This window comes from Flavobacterium ponti (genome assembly GCF_042652765.1).
Taxonomy (GTDB): domain Bacteria; phylum Bacteroidota; class Bacteroidia; order Flavobacteriales; family Flavobacteriaceae; genus Flavobacterium; species Flavobacterium ponti.
In genome coordinates this window covers 75,976-93,884 of the sequence record NZ_JBHSGW010000026.1, presented here as the reverse complement: position 1 = coordinate 93,884, position 17,909 = coordinate 75,976, and the positions used below count along the sequence as shown (strand labels likewise).

Genomic DNA, 17,909 nt, shown 5'->3' with positions numbered 1-17,909 from the left:
TGTTTAGGGATTTGATTTTTCGTAGCGAAGACGGGAGTTGAACCCGTGACCTCAGGGTTATGAATCCTGCGCTCTAACCAACTGAGCTACCTCGCCAATTTTGGTTATTACATCCTTTGCGAATGCGGGTGCAAATATATAATTATTTGTTTCTAATTCAAATATATTTTTAAAAATTATTTTTCAATTTTTATTTTTTTTTACATCATATTTATTATATATTCGAAAAATTTTAAATTATAGAGATGGAAGTTAAAGTAAAATATGAAATAGAGTTTCCTATAATGTCTTCGCCACAGTTATTGTATCAATATATATCAACTCCTTCGGGTTTATCGGAGTGGTTTGCAGATAATGTTAATTCAAGAGGTGAGTTGTTCACTTTTATTTGGGATGATAGTGAAGAGAAAGCTAAACTTATGTCTAAAAAGACAGATGAAAGAGTAAAGTTTAAGTGGTTGAACGAAGATAATTCTGAAACAGATTACTTTTTTGAAATTAAATTAATGGTTGATGAAATTACAAAAGACGTTTCTATTGTAATTGTTGATTTTGCAGATGAGGATGAGATTGAAGAATCAAAATCACTTTGGGAAAATCAAATTTCTGACTTGAAACATGTATTAGGTTCTATGTAATCAAAAATATAAAAGGTATATTTGTCCCGACTAAAAATCGGGATTTTTTTATGATAAATTTTAACGGAAATATACAGCCTTCAAGTACAATTACGATTGAAAAAAACAGGGGTTTTCTCTTTGGTGATGCTATTTTTGAAACTTTAAAAGTAGTAGATAACAAAATTTTATTTGCTGAAGATCATTATTTTAGATTAATGGCTTCTATGCGAATTTGTAGGATGGAAATACCAATGAATTTTACCTTGGAATATTTTGAAGAGCAAATCTTAGCTTTGACAAATGCTTTAAGTTTTAATCATTCTGTAAGAGTTAGAATGACTGTTTTTAGAGATTCTGAAGGTTTTTATGCTCCACTTTCAAATGATATTGGTTTTGTAATTGAAGGTCAGAAGTTACTTTCCAAAGAATATAATGTTTCAACTGATTTTTATGAAGTTGAATTATATAAAGATTTTTACGTTTCCAAGCATCTTTTGTCAACGTTGAAGACAAATAATAAAATGATTAATGTCACTGGAAACATCTTTGCCAAAGAAAATGATTATCATAATTGTATTTTATTAAATGATGATAAAAATGTTGTAGAAGCTCTAAATGGTAATATTTTTATGAAAATGGGTAATTCAATAGTAACTCCACCAATTTCTGATGGTTGTTTGAATGGAATTATGCGTAAACAATTAATCAATTTGATTAATAAAATGGAAGGTTTTGAGTGTTTAGAAAAATCAATTTCTCCTTTTGATTTACAAAAATCAGATGAATTATTTATTACAAATGTTATTACTGGAATTCAACCTATAACAAAATATAGAAAAAAAGAATTTGGAATAGATTTTTCAATTCAATTAAATGAAAAATTAAATGAATTAATTTAAAATTGGATTTTCAGGAGCATTTGAAAAAAGTATATAATCACCACCTTGTGCTTCAATTTTTTCTTTCCAAAAATCACTAGTTGGTTTTGCTAGTAAATTGTCTTTTTCTTTATTTTCGATAAGAAGCCAACTGTTATCTTTTAATTCAGTTTCTAATTGTTCTTTTGTCCAACCGCTATAACCGAGAAAAAAACGAATTTCTGTTTTTAGAATTTTATCTTCATTTAAAAGGAATTTAAGCGATTCAAAATCACCACCCCAATAAATACCATTAGAAATTTCCACACTATTTATAATTTTGTCAGGAATAGTATGAATAAAGTATAAATTATCTTGCTCAACAGGACCACCATTATAAACGGTTAGGTTAGAATTTATTTCAGGAATTAAATCTCCGATGGTAAAATCAAGAGGTTTATTTAAAATAAAACCTACAGTTCCTTCTTTTGTGTATTCAGCTAATAAAATTACAGATCTGTTAAAAGAATTTTCTCCCAAAAGTGCTGGTTCTGAAAGTAATAACTGACCTCTTTTTATTTTTACCTCATTCATAAGTAATGATTTTATAATAAAGTTAAGAAAATTCTTTTTAAATTCAAAAAAAGTAAAGTTTTTGTAAAAAAAAACCTCTCACTAGGAGAGGTTTTAATATTGTATCTTAGATTATTTGTTTACAGCACCTTCTAATTCAGAACCAGCTTTAAACTTTACTACATTTTTAGCAGCAATTTTGATTGTTTTTCCTGTTTGAGGATTTCTACCATCTCTAGCCGCTCTCTTAGAAACTGACCATGATCCAAAACCTACTAATGAAACTCTTCCACCTTTTTTCAAAGTACCTTCAACATTTCCTAAAAATGACTCTAATGCTAATTTTGCAGCTGCTTTTGTGATACCAGCAGAAGCTGCCATTGCATCGATTAATTCTGATTTGTTCATAATAATGATTTAATTATTTGGTTAAACTTTAATTTACTTATACAAATTTAGCAGTATCTATGAACGGTGCAAGTATTTACAATCTTTTTCGTCTAAAATGTTGATAAAATCGTTTAAATGTTAATAAAACCCATATAAACACCTATGTTTATTGACTTTCGAGGCTTATTTAGCTTTAATTTCTTCAGAAAAAGTGATGCCATTTAGTAATTGTTGAGCTTCCATTTTCTTTTTTCCTGGGAATTGTAAGGATTTTATGTTTAAAAATCCATCAACTGTATAAATATGTAACTCTTTTTTTGTGAATACAATTTTTCCTGCAGTATTTGAATGGTTTGATTTGTGAAACTCCACTTCATATAATTTTACATTCCATTCATTTTCTCCATCAACAAAAAATGTCCAAGCTGCAGGATAAGGATTTAAACCTCTAATTTGATTATAAATTTCTTTTCCAGGTTTTGTCCAATCAATTTTGCAATTCTCTTTATTTAGCTTGTAAGCTGTTTTCAAATCGTTAGATTCAGTTTGAATAGTTGTAGTTGCTTTTTCGTTTTCAATCAAAGACAAAGTGTCTAAAACAGCTTCTGATCCTAAATTCATTAATCTATCATGAAGTTGTCCAACAGTTTCTTTATCATCAATTGGAGTTTCTTTCTTCAAAATGATTGCTCCAGTATCAATTTTGTCGTCAATAAAAAAAGTAGTTACACCTGTTTTTGTTTCACCATTGATAATTGCCCAATTAATAGGAGCAGCTCCACGATATTCAGGTAATAAAGAAGCATGAAGGTTGAAAGTTCCTAATTGGGGCATTTTCCAAACAGCTTCTGGTAACATTCTAAAAGCTACAACTACTTGTAAATTGGCATTCAAGCTTTTTAATTCAGCTAAAAAATCTTCGTTTTTAAGATTCGTTGGTTGTAATAAACGTAAATTATTGGCCAAAGCATAATCTTTAACTGCACTTGTGCTAACTTTTTGACCACGACCTGCTGGTTTATCTGGTGCAGTTATTATTCCAACAATTTCATAGTTGTTTTTATAAATGGTATCAAGAATTCCAACTGCAAAGTCTGGAGTTCCCATAAATACAATTTTTAATTTCTTCATTATATTAGGTAATATTTGTTGTGTGAATTTATGGCAATCTTATTTTTTTCTAATAAGTGTTGCAATGCAAAGATAGTTTCTTCTGAACTTATTGAAAGTTTATTTTCTATTTCCTTTGAAGAATGAGGGTTTGCTTGTAATAATTCAGACACTAATTTTGACAAATTATCGTCAAAAGTTTTATTTTTTGAAATACAAGTTGAACAAATTCCACAATCTTCTTTTACCTCTTGATTGAAGTAGGTAAGAAGCAATTTGTTTTTGCAAATAGAAGTATCCTCTACAAAATCAATCATTTTTTTAAACTTTTCTTCTTTTTGCTGATTTTGAGTTTCTAAAAATTTACTAACTCTGTTGATGGTTAGTTCATCTTCTCGTACTTCATTAAATGTAATATTGCTATCGTTATTGTGTATTTTTAAATTTACAACATGACTTTGGTGCATTTTATGAATGGCTTCTAAAACTTTTTTTCCCGTTGAATTTGACTTTTTGGCAATTAAAATTGGATTAACAGATATTTCTATTTCAAAAATTCCAGTGTATGTTCTTAAAATTGTGGAAATAATTTCTTCGTCATTCGTATTTAAACTCATATAACGAATAACTTCTTTGCTTGGAATAATAAATTGCAAGTCAATTTTTTCTGAAAATAAATTTTGTAAGGTTAGAATACCTTGTCTATCCAAAAACTGAATACTGTTATATGTTTTTACAATAGGAAATTGATAGTGCGAACAAAAGTGATTTAAGTTGAATGAGAAATTTTCATTATAACCTTCACCATAGGCAATTTGAAAATAATTATTTAGTTTGATGTAAACGTTTTTTAAGAATTCTTTATCAGGTAAAACGGAAAGAAATTGAGATTTGGCTGATTTTACATCACTTGAATTTGTTAGCAAAATTCCGAAAGCTTTTTCTCCATTTCTACCAGCACGTCCAACTTCTTGGTAATAATTTTCTAAGTTTTGAGGCAAATGAATGTGAATTACTGTTTTTACATCAGGCTTGTCAATTCCCATTCCAAAAGCGTTTGTTGCAACAATAATTTGGACTTTATTTTCCATCCAAATCAAACGATTCTTTTCTTTTTCTTTATAAGATAAACCTCCATGATAAAAAGTTGCTGAAAATCCCAGATGATTCAATTGACTTGAAATTTCCAAACATGCTTTTCGGTTGCTTACATAAATAATTGAAGATTGTATGTTCTTTGTTAGAATTTGCTTGATTTTAGACAGTTTGTCTTCTGTTTTTATAACATGATAAGCTAAGTTTTTTCGCTCAAATGATTTAGTAAATATTTTTGGGTTTTCGAAAGCTAAATTTTCAATAATATCAACTTGAACTTTTGCTGTTGCTGAAGCTGTTAATGCTAAAAAAGATGTGTTTGGAAACACTTCTTTCAACTTAGCAATTTTTAAATAAGCTGGACGAAAATCATGTCCCCATTGACTGACACAATGTGCTTCGTCAATTGCAATTAAAGAAATTTTTAGTTGCTTTAATCGGTCAACAATCCAATCATGTTGCAGTCTTTCAGGAGAAAGATATAAGAATTTATAATTGCCAAATTGACAATTGTCTAAAATATCAATAATATCATTTTGTGAAGTTCCACCAACTAAAGCAATGGCTTTTATATCTCTTTTTTGAAGGTTTTCAACTTGATCTTTCATCAAAGCAATCAAAGGAGAAATTACTAAACAAATTCCTTGTAAAAGTATTCCAGGAACTTGATAACAAACAGATTTTCCACCACCAGTTGGTAATAATGCAAAAACATCATTACCTTCTAAAATAGCATCAATAATTTGCTCTTGAGGTTCTCTAAAGCTATCGTGTTTCCAGTGTTTTTTAAGAATTTGTAGAGCTTCAGACATTTAAGGTTTGGTATAAATCAATATAAAAATACTAATTTTATTTAAAGATTTAAATTTTGAAGTAAAAACTGCATTCTGTTTTCTACGGTATCTTTTGGAACTTCGATTAATTCGTAACCATATTTTTTATAAGTTTCTACTAAATGTTCTTGAATCAGCAAAGCTTGTTCATAACTTTCATATCGTTCATCATCACTTACATAAATTTCTTTCCAAGTTGGTAAAATGAATATTTTAGAATATTTATGTTCTTTACAAGCTTCATCAAAAAAGGCAGGATAACTATCTCCAATGTAATGCATATAAGCCAAAACATCTGGAATTCCTCTATCTAAAAAAACAATGTTTGCTTCTTCATTCTTAGCGGAAAAAAACTGTTTTTTTCTTCCTTCAAGTAATAACTCACTAAAAAGTAAGGGTTGTTCTAAAAATAATTGTTCTATCCCTTTTTCTTGAGCTTCTTTGATGACTTCTCTAGAAACTTCTGGATAACAAACATGTCCATGTTCTTTTAATTTATTAATCAAAGTTGTTTTTCCTGAACTTGGTCCACCAATTAAAACTACTATTTCTTTATTCATTAGATGATTTTATGGGGACAAAAATAAGTTTTTTTTAAAAATCTTTACTCCTTTTAAAATTATAAGTTACATGCTTTTAAGTCTGAACATAAAAAAGTATATTTGCTATTCTAATGGATTTCAATAAATGGACAAGAAAACAGAAGATTTTTACAAAAGATTAAAAGAAGAGTTATCAAACTCAACGGTTTGGCCTTCGGAATATTTATTTAAATTTATAGTTCCAACGGATAATAAAAAAATTGCTCTTGTTGAAAATTCTTTTGACAATATGGGAGCTGTAATAAAAACTAATGCTTCTAAAAACGGGAAATATACAAGTATTTCTGTTAATACAACAATGAAAAGTGCTCAATCAGTAATTGATAAATATCAAGAACTTTCTACTATTGAAGGCATTATTTCTTTATAAAAATACCTATGAAATTTAATACACAAGACGCTGTTTTTAATTTGGAATACAATGCAGAGCGTTCACATTTAATTATTCCTGAATATGGAAGACATTTGCAAAAACTTATTGATTTAGCTACTGCAATTGAAGATAGAGAAGAGCGAAATAAGGCAGCAAAATACATTATTGATGTAATGGGAACTTTAAATCCTCATCTACGAGACGTGCCTGATTTTCAACATAAATTATGGGATCAGTTGTTTATTATGTCAGATTTTCAACTAGATGTTGATTCACCTTATCCTATTCCTTCTAGAGAAGTTTTAAACCAAAAACCTGAAAGATTAGCTTATCCTCAAAATTTTCCAAAATATCGTTTTTATGGAAATAACATCAAGTATATGATTGATGTGGCAAATAAATGGGAAGAAGGAGAGTTGAAAAATGCATTAATTATTGTGATTGCTAATCATATGAAAAAATGTTATTTAAGTTGGAACAAAGATACCGTTGAAGATGCAATAATATTTAATCATTTGTATGAGCTTTCAGGAGGAAAAATTGATTTAACAAAATCTGAAGAAGAGCTTTCTACATCATATGATTTGATTAAAGTAAACAAGAAACAATCTAATAAAACTCAATTTGGTTCAAACGGAAAAACGATTGTTAAAAAAGGAAAAAGCACAAAAAATAATAATAAACAAAATACGAGAAAATAGTATTCTATGGGAACATTTCAAATTGAAGGTGGCATAAAATTAAAAGGAGAAATAACTCCTCAAGGTGCAAAGAATGAAGCTCTACAAGTATTGTGTCCAGCTTTGTTAACATCAGAAAAAGTTAGAATTACAAATGTTCCTGATATTATCGATGTCAATAAATTAATTACTCTTTTAGGAAATTTAGGAGTAAAAATTCAAAAAAATGGACCTGGAGATTTTACTTTTCAGGCTGATGAGGTTAATATAGATTACTTAAAAACTGAAGCTTTTAAAAAAGAAGGTGGAAGTTTAAGAGGTTCAATTATGATTGTTGGTCCTTTATTAGCTCGTTTTGGTTGTGGTTACATTCCAAAACCAGGTGGTGATAAAATTGGACGTAGAAGATTAGATACACACTTTGAAGGTTTCATTAATCTTGGAGCCAAATTTAGATATGAAAGAGAAGACCATTTTTATGGTGTTGAAAATGAAGGAAGATTAAAAGGAGCTTATATGCTTTTAGACGAAGCTTCTGTTACTGGAACAGCAAATATTGTTATGGCTGCTGTTTTAGCTGAAGGAACAACTACAATTTACAACGCAGCTTGTGAACCTTATTTACAACAATTGTGTAAAATGTTAAATTCAATGGGAGCAAACATCAAAGGTGTTGGTTCTAATTTATTAGTAATTGAAGGAGTTGAATCTCTAGGAGGTTGCGAACACAGAATTTTACCTGATATGATTGAAATTGGTTCTTGGATTGGACTTGCAGCTATGACAAGAAGTGAAATCACCATTAAAAATGTGAGTTGGGATAATTTAGGTCAGATTCCAAATGTATTTAGAAAACTAGGAATTACACTTGAAAGAAGAGGAGATGATATTTATATTCCAGAACACAAAGATGGTTACAAAGTAAAAACGGATATTGATGGTTCAATTTTAACAGTTTCTGATGCTCCTTGGCCAGGATTTACACCAGATTTATTGAGTATTGTTTTAGTCGTTGCAACACAATGTAAAGGTGATGTTTTAATTCATCAAAAAATGTTTGAAAGCCGTTTGTTCTTTGTAGATAAATTGATTGATATGGGTGCCAAAATTATACTTTGTGATCCACACAGAGCAACAGTTATTGGTCATAATTTCCAATCGCAATTAAAAGCTACGACTATGTCTTCACCAGATATTAGAGCTGGAATTTCACTATTAATTGCTGCACTTTCTGCAAAAGGAACTTCAACTATTCAAAACATTGAACAAATTGATAGAGGTTACGAAAATATTGATGGAAGATTAAAAGCTATTGGTGCTAAGATTGTTAGAGTCAGCTAAAAAGTTGGCAGTGGTCAGTTTTTAGTTAGTAGTAAAAAACAAATCCGAATTCTAATATATTTATTGGAATTTGGATTTTTTAATTTGGAATTTATAAAAATGGAAACATACATCATCATTTTACTTTGCATTGCTTCATTTTTTGCCGGATTTATTGATGCTATCGTTGGTGGTGGTGGATTGATTCAAACACCAGCTGCTTTGATTTTACTTCCTAATCAAAGTGTGGCTTCCATTATAGGAACTTTAAAAATTCCAGGATTTAGCGGAACAAGCATTGCAACTTATCAATACCTAAAAAAAGCAACTGTCAATTGGAAATTATTTGGATTAATGGCCATTTTTTCCTTTGTATTTGCTTACATAGGTTCAAGTTTATTAAACGTGATGCAAAATGATTTTATGAAACCATTACTTTTTGTGATTTTGGTTTTGTTATTAGTTTATACTTACTTTAAAAAAGATTTTGGGCAATTTCAAGTGGATAAATTAACTCAAAAGCAGATTTATATTTATGCTATTGTTATTTGTGTTTTTCTAGGTTTTTATGATGGGTTTATTGGTCCAGGAACAGGAAGTTTATTAATTATGGCTTTCATAGCTATTTTAGGATTTGATTTTTTACAAGCCAACATTTATGCAAAACTTGTGAACTTGGCAACCAATATTGGTTCTATAACTCTATTTGTCATAAAAGGAAAAATCATTTGGTCTGTTGCAATTCCAATGGCAATTTGCAATGCAACTGGTGCTTGGCTTGGAGCAAGATTAGCCATTTCAAAAGGAAATAGTTTTATACGTGTTTTCTTTCTGATTATCGTTGGAATTGCCTTACTTCGTTTTGGATACGATATCTTCATAAAATAAAAATTCCAAATTCATATTATATTGGAATTTGGAACTTTAAGTTTTAGAAATAGGAGTTTACTTTAACCATCCTTTTATAATTGCACTTTTTGAATACCAAATTAAAAATAATCCAAATAGAGGAATCATAATTGTCATTGAAAGTTCCATTGTATTAAAGTCAGAAATTTCAAAACGCATAAAAGCATCAATTTGTTGGACTACAATTGCTAAAAATGAAAGTATGAATAAAGGATTAGCAATTTTTTTACGCATTAAAAGTGCTATACATCCAAAAGCTCCTGCAAATACTGCAATTGCAAATGCTGCTGTTGCCCATGTTGGGGTTGCATCTATTAAAGCTAATCGCTCAGGTGTTAAATGCTCTCTAACACCTTCTGATTTATAAGCCATTAATATGTATTGATTTACACCCATTAAATTCCAAATTAATGCAAGAATGCTAATAATCCAAAAGCTTTTACTTGGTTGGTTTGTTGTTGTCATTTTTTTATTTTTTATTGGTTAGTTATAGTAAATGTATAAAAAAATTCCAAATTCACTTTAAATTAGAATTTGGAATTTTAAAATATTGGAATTCATTAATAATTACATTTTTATACCAAATACAAATCCATCACCTTGAAATCCATTTTGATAGGCTCTTACATAACCAACTCTAAAAATTCTTAATTTTCCAATTCCGATATTATCAAATCCAACAGAAAACTCTTGGTATGGTTTTAGTTTTGGAACATTAATTTGGTGAAATCCACCTACTAAATTCCATTGTAGTTTGTTCAACAAAGGAATTTTATTCATAATATATCCTTTAAAATTGTGATCAATATGTGTTTCAAAATAAGCATCATTTGTAGAGTTACTATAATAAGGTAATAGTCCAAATGAATTCAGGTAGCTTCCGTCTAAAACTACATGTGTTTGATTTCCATTGAAATGTTTGTAGTCAACAAATGAAATGTTTTCTGCATTGAAAAATTTACCTGCTTTTAATCGAATACCGAAATCACCTTTGTTGCCTAGTTTTTTGTCAAAATCAACCGTTGCGGTTACTAAATCAAAATTGTAATTTTTATCACTTCCTGCAAATGCTTTTTGGTAACCCAAATAAATTACTGGATAATCATCGTTTGAAACTGTTATTTTTCTATCGGGTCTGGTAATATATTTTTGACCAAAACGAATTCGAGCTCCAACACTTGCTTTGTATAAATGATGTTCTACAAATGGAGTAGAAGTGAAGTTGTTTGGTTGCAAAGGGTCGTTTGAGCTATACATATCATCTGATTTTATTAATGTATAATCTGTATTGTTGAATAGAGGTTTTCTGTTTTCATAGCCAATTTTTCCAGAAATATATAAACCATTTATTGTTTCTTGTCCATACATTGCTTCAACGAATTCTTTGTTATAAAGCTTCATGAAATTATTGGTAAAGAAAAGTGTACTGACAGAATTTAAAAGTTTGCTAATAGGTTCTGAAGCATTGAATTGATTGATACTACTTCCACCAGCTACAGAAATATTTGCATAATTTTGTGCATTAAATCTATGATAAAATCTTCCATTTACTCTTAATCTGTCTTCAGCAAATCCATAATTGAAAGTTGAATTAATAGAGGTGTATTTTCCGTTTTCTTCATTGTACTTGGTATATGAAAATCCACTATCTAAATTATAACCTTGAACAGTATTAAAACTTATAGAGCCAATGTTAGCAAGACCATCATAATTAAAACGACTTTTTTTGAAGCTGTTTTTATAAGTATAACCTGTTAATATATCTAAAATTTTAAATTTATTGGTTTTTGCATCTACTGAATCTAAGTATTTTTGAGAGTTTCTTAAAGTTGAAATACTATCTTTTCTAATGTAATTGTTTTCCTCTTCTTCAGATAAAGGAACTAACCTTTTAGTGTTCCAATATGAATCTTCTTTTTTGTTAGCGTTTTCAGCAAATGAAACAATTTCTCTTCCAAAAGTTTTAGCTTCAAAAGCATCTTTAAAATTATAATTACTGAAGACATGTGTAAATTTACCTGAGAATTTGACACCAAAAATTCCTGCTAAAAAGTCTAAAGCTTGCACATTTTTAACCCATAGTTTATTCGTTTTATTGAAGCTAAAGTTTTGAGTCAACTTCATAGTTTCTAGAATAGGTTGTTGCATTCTATATCCTTTAATATCTAAATCAACTCCATATATTGCCCAAGAATCTTCAACAATATAAATGTAACCTTCAAAAACAGGTTCTTTATCACGTTTTGGAGTAACTTGTATTTTATTGATTAAATTATTATTGTCATCATAGAAAGTACTTTCCAATGTAAACTTGTAATAATTAAATGCGTTGTCTGCAATCGGAGAAACCATATTTACATCAAAATCAATGTAATTTTCATAAAAATCATAATTGGTATTTAAAGCAGTGTTATAACTAAACCCATTATCTTCTCCAGCAACTTTACTAGCAATAATTTCTTCTTTAAGTTTGTTGGGTTTTTCGACTTTAATTTTAGAAACCGTTTCTGATAAATAAATAATTCCGCTTCCTGTTGAATCTAAATCTGCTCCAGAATCAATCATTTCTTCTCGAACTTTCATTCCCATGATTTTTTTTGGAATATCTTTAACTCTAAAAATCCCTCTTGAATAAAAATCAGCTTCAAACTTATCTGTTTTAGCACTATTTATTTTTTTGGATTTGATAGCATTTCTAATTACTTCATTTGCAGGATTTTCTCCTTCTGTTAAAATAACTTCTGTTAAATTGTAATTTTCCTCAATTAATTTTACATCATTTGTAAACGGATATTTATCTATGTTTAAACTGTTTTTTTGAGTTTTATAACCTAAATATTGATAAATAATATTCACATTTTTTTCTCCAGAATAGTTTAATTCATATTTTCCATTTTCATTAGTCGTTGTTCCAATGTAGGTGTTTTCAATATAAATACTAACAAAAGCTAATGGTTCATTGTTGCTGTCCGTAACAGTTCCTTTAATTTGACCAAAAGTTATAAAAGAGAAAAGAGCAAAAACAAAAGTGTAAATTTTTTTCATATAAGAGGATTTGTTACTATAGACGAGAATAAAAATAAAATGGTTGTAAGAATGCTATTATAAAAATGATTCAACAGCTAAATCATAACTTTTTAAACCAAAACCTATGATAACACCTTTTGCATTTGGTGAAATATAAGATTGATGACGAAAAGTCTCTCTTGAAAAAGTATTAGAAATATGAACTTCTATAGCTGGTGTGGAAATGGCTTTGATGGCATCACCAATTCCAATAGAAGTATGTGTGTAAGCACCAGCATTGATAATTATTCCATCAGAAGAAAAACCATATTCTTGAATTTTATCAATTAACTCTCCTTCAATGTTACTTTGAAAATAAGTAAAGTTAATTTGAGGATATTTAGTTTTAAGTTTATTTAAATACTCTTCAAAAGTTTCATTTCCATAAACTTCTGGTTCTCGCTTTCCTAATAAATTCAGGTTTGGACCATTGATAATAATTATATTCATTGTGATTTGCTTTGATGTAAAAATATAAAAACCATCCTTTGATAAAGATGGTTTTTAATAAATTTATGAATTTTTTAATTAAAATATGATTCCAGCTGAAACTTGAAGCACTGAGTTTTTTGCATCAGCATCTCTTGCAATTTCTGTTACACCTAAATTATATCTAGCGGAAACAAATAAGTTTTTAGATATATCTAGTCCTAAACCTGCATTTAGAGAAAAATCGAATGTGTTGTAATCATCAAAAGCTTCATCTTTTTTACTTAATAAAAATGAACCTTGTGGACCAGCTTCTAAAAATAAAGTTTCAGATAATTTGATTTTTGCTAAAACGGGTATTGATATATAACCCAATTCATTTTTAAAATCTGCTACAGCAGTATCATAACTTGCACCAACAGTAGAATACAATAATTCAGGTTGAATGGCTAAGTTATCAAATAGACTAACTTCCATTAAAAGACCTGCATGATAACTTGTGATTGCATCTGTTTTAATCTCAGTATTTGTAAAATTTGCATAATTTAAACCTGCTTTTGCACCAAATCGAATATTAGATTGTGCATTTGTAATTTGTGAAATTGTTAATAAACTAATAACTAAAAAGGCTAACTTCTTCATGTTTTATTGATTTAATTATGATTTTAAGAATAACAAATATATGTTTATATCTCAATTTAAAATGTTAATAAGTATTAAAATTAACTAATTTATCAAAAAAAGAAACTTTTAAATTTGTTATATAACTTAAAAATAAACAAAATGAAAAAATTATTAATTGCTGCAATTGCAGTTTTTGCTTTTGGTGCTGCTAACGCACAAGAAGGTGGAACAGGTGGTTTTTCTAAAGGAAATATATTTGTTTCAGGAGGTTTAGGTTTTAATTCTTCAAAAACAGGAGATTTTAAAACATCAGGGGTTGAATTTTCACCTGCTGTAGGTTACTTTGTTTCAGATAATATTGCGATTGGTGCAAGATTAGGAATTGCTTCTGGTAAAGAAGACAATGGAATTGCTGAAAACAAAGCAAGCTCATTTGGGGCTGAAGTTTTTGGTAGATACTTTTGGACACCAGCTTCACAGTTTTCATTATTTGCTGAATTAGCAGCTGGTATTGGTTCTACTAAATATGAACCAGAGGTTGGTCCAGAAGAGAAAAGTCAAACTTTTGGAGTTAATGCTGGAGTTGGTGTAAATTATTTTATTTCTAATCAATTTGCTATTGAAGCTGGTTGGGCAGGGTTAGGATATAACACTGATGACAATGGTGGTGATGGAGCTGATAAAACAAATACATTTGGTTTAAATGTTGACTTAAGTGCAATTAACTTTGGTTTAACTTACAAATTCTAATTTGTACAACATAAAAGTTTAAAAATCCCGATTTAGTCGGGATTTTTTTTTCAATAGTTTTGACAAATAAAATATACTTTAATTGAATGTTTTTTATGTATTAATAATGTGTAAAAAGTTAATATTTTATTAATAAGAAAATGTTGATAACTATTCAGAATGTTTTTATTCCTAAAATAAATAATATATATATTTGAAAATAACTTAAAATTAAACAAAAATGAAAAAAGTATTATTTGCTGCAGTAGCAGTTTTTGCATTTGGTGCTGCAAATGCACAAGAAATTAAATTTGGAGCTAAGATTGGAGCTAATCTTTCTAGTGCTAGTATATCTATGCCTAGTGTTGAAGGAGCTAGTTTTACAATTCCTGATAATAAAATGTTAGTTGGTCTTCATGTAGGTGGATTTGCAGAAATTGGTATTTCTGAAAAGTTTGCTTTTCAACCAGAATTATTATTCTCTATGGAAGGTTCTAAATTTGAATCAAGTTCTGTTGAGGATTTTGGTGGTATTACTTATTCTGAAACTTCAGAATCAAAAATTAAATTAAATTACATTAATGTACCTTTATTAGCTAAGTTCTATGCTACTGAAAAACTTTTTATTAATGCTGGACCTCAAATTGGTTTCTTGATGAGTGCTAAAGAAGATAGTGATTATACTTTTGCTTTTGAAGGTGGAGAAACTGAAAGCGAGTCAACTAGCAATGAGGATGTAAAAGATCAATATAAATCAATTAATTTTTCTGCTGCAGTTGGTGCTGGTTACTACTTTACAGAAAATATTTTTGCAGAAGTTAGATATAATGTAGGTATTTCTAATGTTTTAGAATCTCAAACAGTAGATACTGATTTTGGTTCTTATACTTTTGAGCCTGAAGCTAAAATTAATAATTTACAAATTTCTTTAGGATATAGATTCTAATTAAATAACACCATTATTTTAAAATCCCGATTAATTTCGGGATTTTTTTATGCTTAATTTTTTGTAATTTTGGTCAATGAGTAACTGGAAATCTTATATCAAAGAATATCAAAATTATTTAAAACTCGAAAGAGGTTTGTCTGATAATACTATTCAAAATTATACGTTTGATATTGAAAAATTAGTTCTTTTTTTAGAAACTAATTCGATTACTCAAACACCAATAAATATTACTGAAGAAACCATTCAACAATTTATTTATCATATTTCTTCTCTCGTAAATGCTAGAAGTCAAGCTAGGGTAATTTCAGGTTTAAAAAGTTTTTTTACTTATATTTTATTCGAAGATTATAGAAAAGATAATCCTTTAGAATTAATTGAAGTTCCAAAAACAGGAAGAAAATTACCAGATACACTTTCTACCACAGAAATTGATAAATTAATTGCTGCAATAGATTTAGCAACTCCAGAAGGAGAAAGAAACAGAGCTATTTTAGAAACTTTATATAGTTGTGGTTTGCGTGTTTCAGAATTAACGAATTTAAAAATATCAGATTTATTTTTTGAGGAAGGTTTTATAAAAGTTACTGGTAAAGGAAATAAACAACGATTTGTGCCCATTGGAAAATCTACTGAAAAATATATTCTAATTTATAAAGAACAAATACGTAATCACTTGAATATTCAAAAAGGATTTGAAGACACATTATTTCTAAATAGAAGAGGAAGACAATTAACAAGAGCTATGATTTTTACTATAATTAAAGATTTGGCTGTAAAAATTAACCTAAGCAAAACAATCAGTCCACATACATTTAGACATTCCTTTGCTACACATTTATTAGAAAATGGTGCTGATTTGCGATCGATTCAATTAATGTTAGGTCATGAATCTATTACTACAACTGAAGTTTATATGCATTTAGATAGAAAGCATTTAGCTCAAGTTTTGACGAAATTTCACCCAAGGAAATAGTATTAAGTGTTCAGTATTCAGTGATCAGTCTGCAGAAAATTTAGCATAAAAAAATCGCATCAAAATGAATTAATGCGATTTTAAATTTATATAACTGTTCACTAATTACTTGAACACTGCCAACTTTTATTTAGCTATATTAACAGCTCTAGTTTCTCTAATTACAGTAATTTTTACTTGACCTGGATAAGTCATTTCTGTTTGAATTTTATGTGAAATTTCAAAAGATAGTGTAGCTGCTAATTCATCAGAAACTTTTTCACTTTCAACAATTACACGTAATTCTCTACCAGCTTGAATGGCATAGGCACTTTTTACACCATTAAAACCATAAGCGATATCTTCTAAGTCTTTTAAACGTTGGATGTAAGAATCTAAAACTTGTCTTCTTGCTCCTGGTCTTGCTCCAGAAATAGCATCACAAACTTGAATAATTGGTGAAATCAATGACTTCATTTCAATTTCATCATGGTGAGCTCCAATTGCGTTGCAAACTTCTTCTTTTTCACCGTATTTTTCAGCCCATTGCATTCCTAAAATTGCGTGAGGTAGTTCACTTTCTGTATCAGGAACTTTTCCAATATCATGTAATAAACCTGCTCTTTTAGCTAACTTAACATTTAAGCCAAGTTCAGCAGCCATAATTCCACAAAGTTTAGAAACTTCTCTTGAGTGTTGTAATAAGTTTTGACCATAAGAAGAACGGTATTTCATACGACCAACAATCTTAATTAATTCAGGATGTAAACCGTGAATTCCTAAGTCGATTACTGTACGTTTTCCTATATCGATAATTTCTTCTTCAATTTGTTTTTGTGTTTTAGCAACTACTTCTTCAATTCTCGCTGGGTGAATTCTTCCGTCTGTTACTAATTTGTGCAATGCTAAACGAGCAATTTCTCTTCTTACAGGGTCAAAGCATGAAAGAATGATTGCCTCAGGAGTATCATCCACAATAATTTCTACACCAGTTGCAGCTTCAATAGCTCTAATATTTCTTCCTTCTCGACCAATAATTCTACCTTTAACATCATCTGATTCAATATTGAAAACAGACACACAATTTTCAACAGCTTCTTCAGTTCCAACTCTTTGAATGGTACTAATGATTACTTTCTTAGCTTCTTGTTGAGCTGTTAATTTAGCTTCTTCAATAGTTTCCTGAATGTGAGCCATTGCATTTGTTTTGGCTTCAGCTTTTAAACTTTCAACCAATTGACTTTTTGCTTCATCTGCAGAAAGACCAGAAATTACTTCAAGTTGTTCTATTTGAGATTTGTGCATTTTTTCCACATCAATTTGTTTCTTGTCTAAGAAATCAAGTCGTGTGTTGTAATCATTTACTTTGGCTTCTAGCTCATCATTAAGTTTTTTGGATTTAGCTAATTCACTAGAAATTTGAGATTCTTTATCTCTGGTTCTTTTTTCAGCTTCAGACATTTTTTTGTCTTTGGCTAAAATCTCCTTTTCATGTTCAGATTTTAGTTCTAAGAACTTTTCTTTAGCTTGAAGAAGTTTGTCTTTTTTAATAGATTCTCCTTCAGCTTTAGCATCTTTCAAAATTGAGCTGGCTTCTTTTTTTGCGTTTTTAATTAGATTAGAAACATTGCTCTTTTCTAAGAACTTTGCAATTCCAAAGCCTAATGCTAATCCAACAACGATTCCTATTATGATACTTATTATATCCATGGTTTATTTAAAAAATTTATATAAAAAAAACCTACATTAGAGAATTGTATAAACTCCATTTATACAAGTTTTGAGCTAGTTTGCCTTT

The 17,909-nt window shown here is 29.0% G+C and carries 19 protein-coding genes and 1 tRNA gene; 9 read left to right on the top strand and 11 right to left on the bottom strand.

Annotation, left to right across the window (positions count from 1 at the left end; all coding sequences use genetic code 11):
* Positions 1-22: 22 nt before the first annotated feature.
* Positions 23-96, bottom strand: a tRNA-Met gene (locus ACFO3U_RS11545).
* A 149-nt stretch (positions 97-245) separates the two neighbouring features.
* Between ACFO3U_RS11545 and ACFO3U_RS11540 the strand changes: the two genes are divergently transcribed.
* Entirely contained in the window at positions 246-638 is a 393-nt protein-coding gene (locus ACFO3U_RS11540) for an START-like domain-containing protein (RefSeq protein WP_379742378.1), read from the top strand.
* A 50-nt stretch (positions 639-688) separates the two neighbouring features.
* On the top strand, positions 689-1,519 hold the full coding sequence (locus tag ACFO3U_RS11535; RefSeq protein WP_379742374.1) for an aminotransferase class IV: 831 nt from the start codon (positions 689-691) through the stop codon (positions 1,517-1,519).
* Here ACFO3U_RS11535 and ACFO3U_RS11530 read toward each other — a convergent pair.
* From ACFO3U_RS11530 to ACFO3U_RS11510, 5 genes are all read right to left on the bottom strand, one after another.
* Complete coding sequence (locus ACFO3U_RS11530) at positions 1,511-2,071, bottom strand: YqgE/AlgH family protein (protein WP_379742371.1); 561 nt, start codon at positions 2,069-2,071, stop codon at positions 1,511-1,513. The two genes, ACFO3U_RS11535 and ACFO3U_RS11530, sit on opposite strands and share 9 nt — an antisense overlap.
* Before the next feature lie 111 nt (positions 2,072-2,182).
* Positions 2,183-2,458, bottom strand: coding sequence for an HU family DNA-binding protein (locus ACFO3U_RS11525; protein ID WP_379742368.1), 276 nt, complete (start codon positions 2,456-2,458; stop codon positions 2,183-2,185).
* 165 nt (positions 2,459-2,623) lie between these two features.
* Entirely contained in the window at positions 2,624-3,571 is a 948-nt protein-coding gene (gene fmt / locus ACFO3U_RS11520) for a methionyl-tRNA formyltransferase (protein ID WP_379742364.1), read from the bottom strand.
* Positions 3,571-5,457 carry a RecQ family ATP-dependent DNA helicase gene (locus ACFO3U_RS11515; protein WP_379742361.1) on the bottom strand — a complete coding sequence of 629 codons (1,887 nt, stop codon included), beginning with the start codon at positions 5,455-5,457 and terminating at the stop codon, positions 3,571-3,573. Before ACFO3U_RS11515 ends, fmt begins: the two co-directional genes overlap by 1 nt.
* 41 nt (positions 5,458-5,498) lie before the next feature.
* Positions 5,499-6,038, bottom strand: a complete 540-nt coding sequence (locus ACFO3U_RS11510; RefSeq protein WP_379742358.1) for an AAA family ATPase — start codon at positions 6,036-6,038, stop codon at positions 5,499-5,501.
* Between the two features lie 127 nt (positions 6,039-6,165).
* Here ACFO3U_RS11510 and ACFO3U_RS11505 point away from each other — a divergent pair, with 127 nt between their 5' ends.
* The 4 genes from ACFO3U_RS11505 (at position 6,166) to ACFO3U_RS11490 (ending at position 9,341) form a co-directional block, all read left to right on the top strand.
* Positions 6,166-6,450, top strand: a complete 285-nt coding sequence (locus ACFO3U_RS11505; RefSeq protein ID WP_379742355.1) for a DUF493 family protein — start codon at positions 6,166-6,168, stop codon at positions 6,448-6,450.
* A gap of 8 nt (positions 6,451-6,458) precedes the next feature.
* Entirely contained in the window at positions 6,459-7,154 is a 696-nt protein-coding gene (locus ACFO3U_RS11500) for a DUF4290 domain-containing protein (protein ID WP_379742352.1), read from the top strand.
* Positions 7,155-7,160: 6 nt separating this feature from the next.
* Complete coding sequence (murA, locus tag ACFO3U_RS11495) at positions 7,161-8,474, top strand: UDP-N-acetylglucosamine 1-carboxyvinyltransferase (RefSeq protein WP_379742349.1); 1,314 nt, start codon at positions 7,161-7,163, stop codon at positions 8,472-8,474.
* Positions 8,475-8,573: 99 nt separating this feature from the next.
* The gene (locus ACFO3U_RS11490) at positions 8,574-9,341 is read left to right on the top strand and encodes a sulfite exporter TauE/SafE family protein (protein WP_379742346.1); all 768 of its coding nucleotides are present in this window, start codon (positions 8,574-8,576) and stop codon (positions 9,339-9,341) included.
* A gap of 57 nt (positions 9,342-9,398) precedes the next feature.
* On the opposite strand, the gene ACFO3U_RS11485 is transcribed toward ACFO3U_RS11490, so the two are convergent.
* The 4 genes from ACFO3U_RS11485 to ACFO3U_RS11470 form a co-directional block, all read right to left on the bottom strand.
* Positions 9,399-9,827 (bottom strand): hypothetical protein, encoded by a 429-nt coding sequence (locus ACFO3U_RS11485; protein ID WP_379742343.1) that lies wholly within the window; start codon positions 9,825-9,827, stop codon positions 9,399-9,401.
* 102 nt (positions 9,828-9,929) lie between these two features.
* Entirely contained in the window at positions 9,930-12,407 is a 2,478-nt protein-coding gene (locus ACFO3U_RS11480) for a DUF5686 and carboxypeptidase regulatory-like domain-containing protein (protein WP_379742340.1), read from the bottom strand.
* A gap of 57 nt (positions 12,408-12,464) precedes the next feature.
* Complete coding sequence (gene aroQ, locus ACFO3U_RS11475; protein ID WP_379742337.1) at positions 12,465-12,878, bottom strand: type II 3-dehydroquinate dehydratase; 414 nt, start codon at positions 12,876-12,878, stop codon at positions 12,465-12,467.
* Positions 12,879-12,956: 78 nt separating this feature from the next.
* Positions 12,957-13,499: a porin family protein gene (locus ACFO3U_RS11470; protein ID WP_379742334.1), complete on the bottom strand. Its 543-nt coding sequence runs from the start codon at positions 13,497-13,499 to the stop codon at positions 12,957-12,959.
* Between the two features lie 141 nt (positions 13,500-13,640).
* Between ACFO3U_RS11470 and ACFO3U_RS11465 the strand changes: the two genes are divergently transcribed.
* From ACFO3U_RS11465 to xerD, 3 genes are all read left to right on the top strand, one after another.
* The gene (locus tag ACFO3U_RS11465; RefSeq protein WP_379742331.1) at positions 13,641-14,231 is read left to right on the top strand and encodes an outer membrane beta-barrel protein; all 591 of its coding nucleotides are present in this window, start codon (positions 13,641-13,643) and stop codon (positions 14,229-14,231) included.
* A 220-nt stretch (positions 14,232-14,451) separates the two neighbouring features.
* Entirely contained in the window at positions 14,452-15,156 is a 705-nt protein-coding gene (locus tag ACFO3U_RS11460; protein WP_379742328.1) for a porin family protein, read from the top strand.
* Between the two features lie 76 nt (positions 15,157-15,232).
* Positions 15,233-16,132 carry a site-specific tyrosine recombinase XerD gene (xerD, locus tag ACFO3U_RS11455; protein WP_379742325.1) on the top strand — a complete coding sequence of 300 codons (900 nt, stop codon included), beginning with the start codon at positions 15,233-15,235 and terminating at the stop codon, positions 16,130-16,132.
* Between the two features lie 126 nt (positions 16,133-16,258).
* Here the strand turns inward: xerD and rny are convergent, their stop codons facing one another.
* Positions 16,259-17,821 carry a ribonuclease Y gene (gene rny / locus ACFO3U_RS11450; RefSeq protein ID WP_379742322.1) on the bottom strand — a complete coding sequence of 521 codons (1,563 nt, stop codon included), beginning with the start codon at positions 17,819-17,821 and terminating at the stop codon, positions 16,259-16,261.
* Positions 17,822-17,909: the final 88 nt, after the last annotated feature.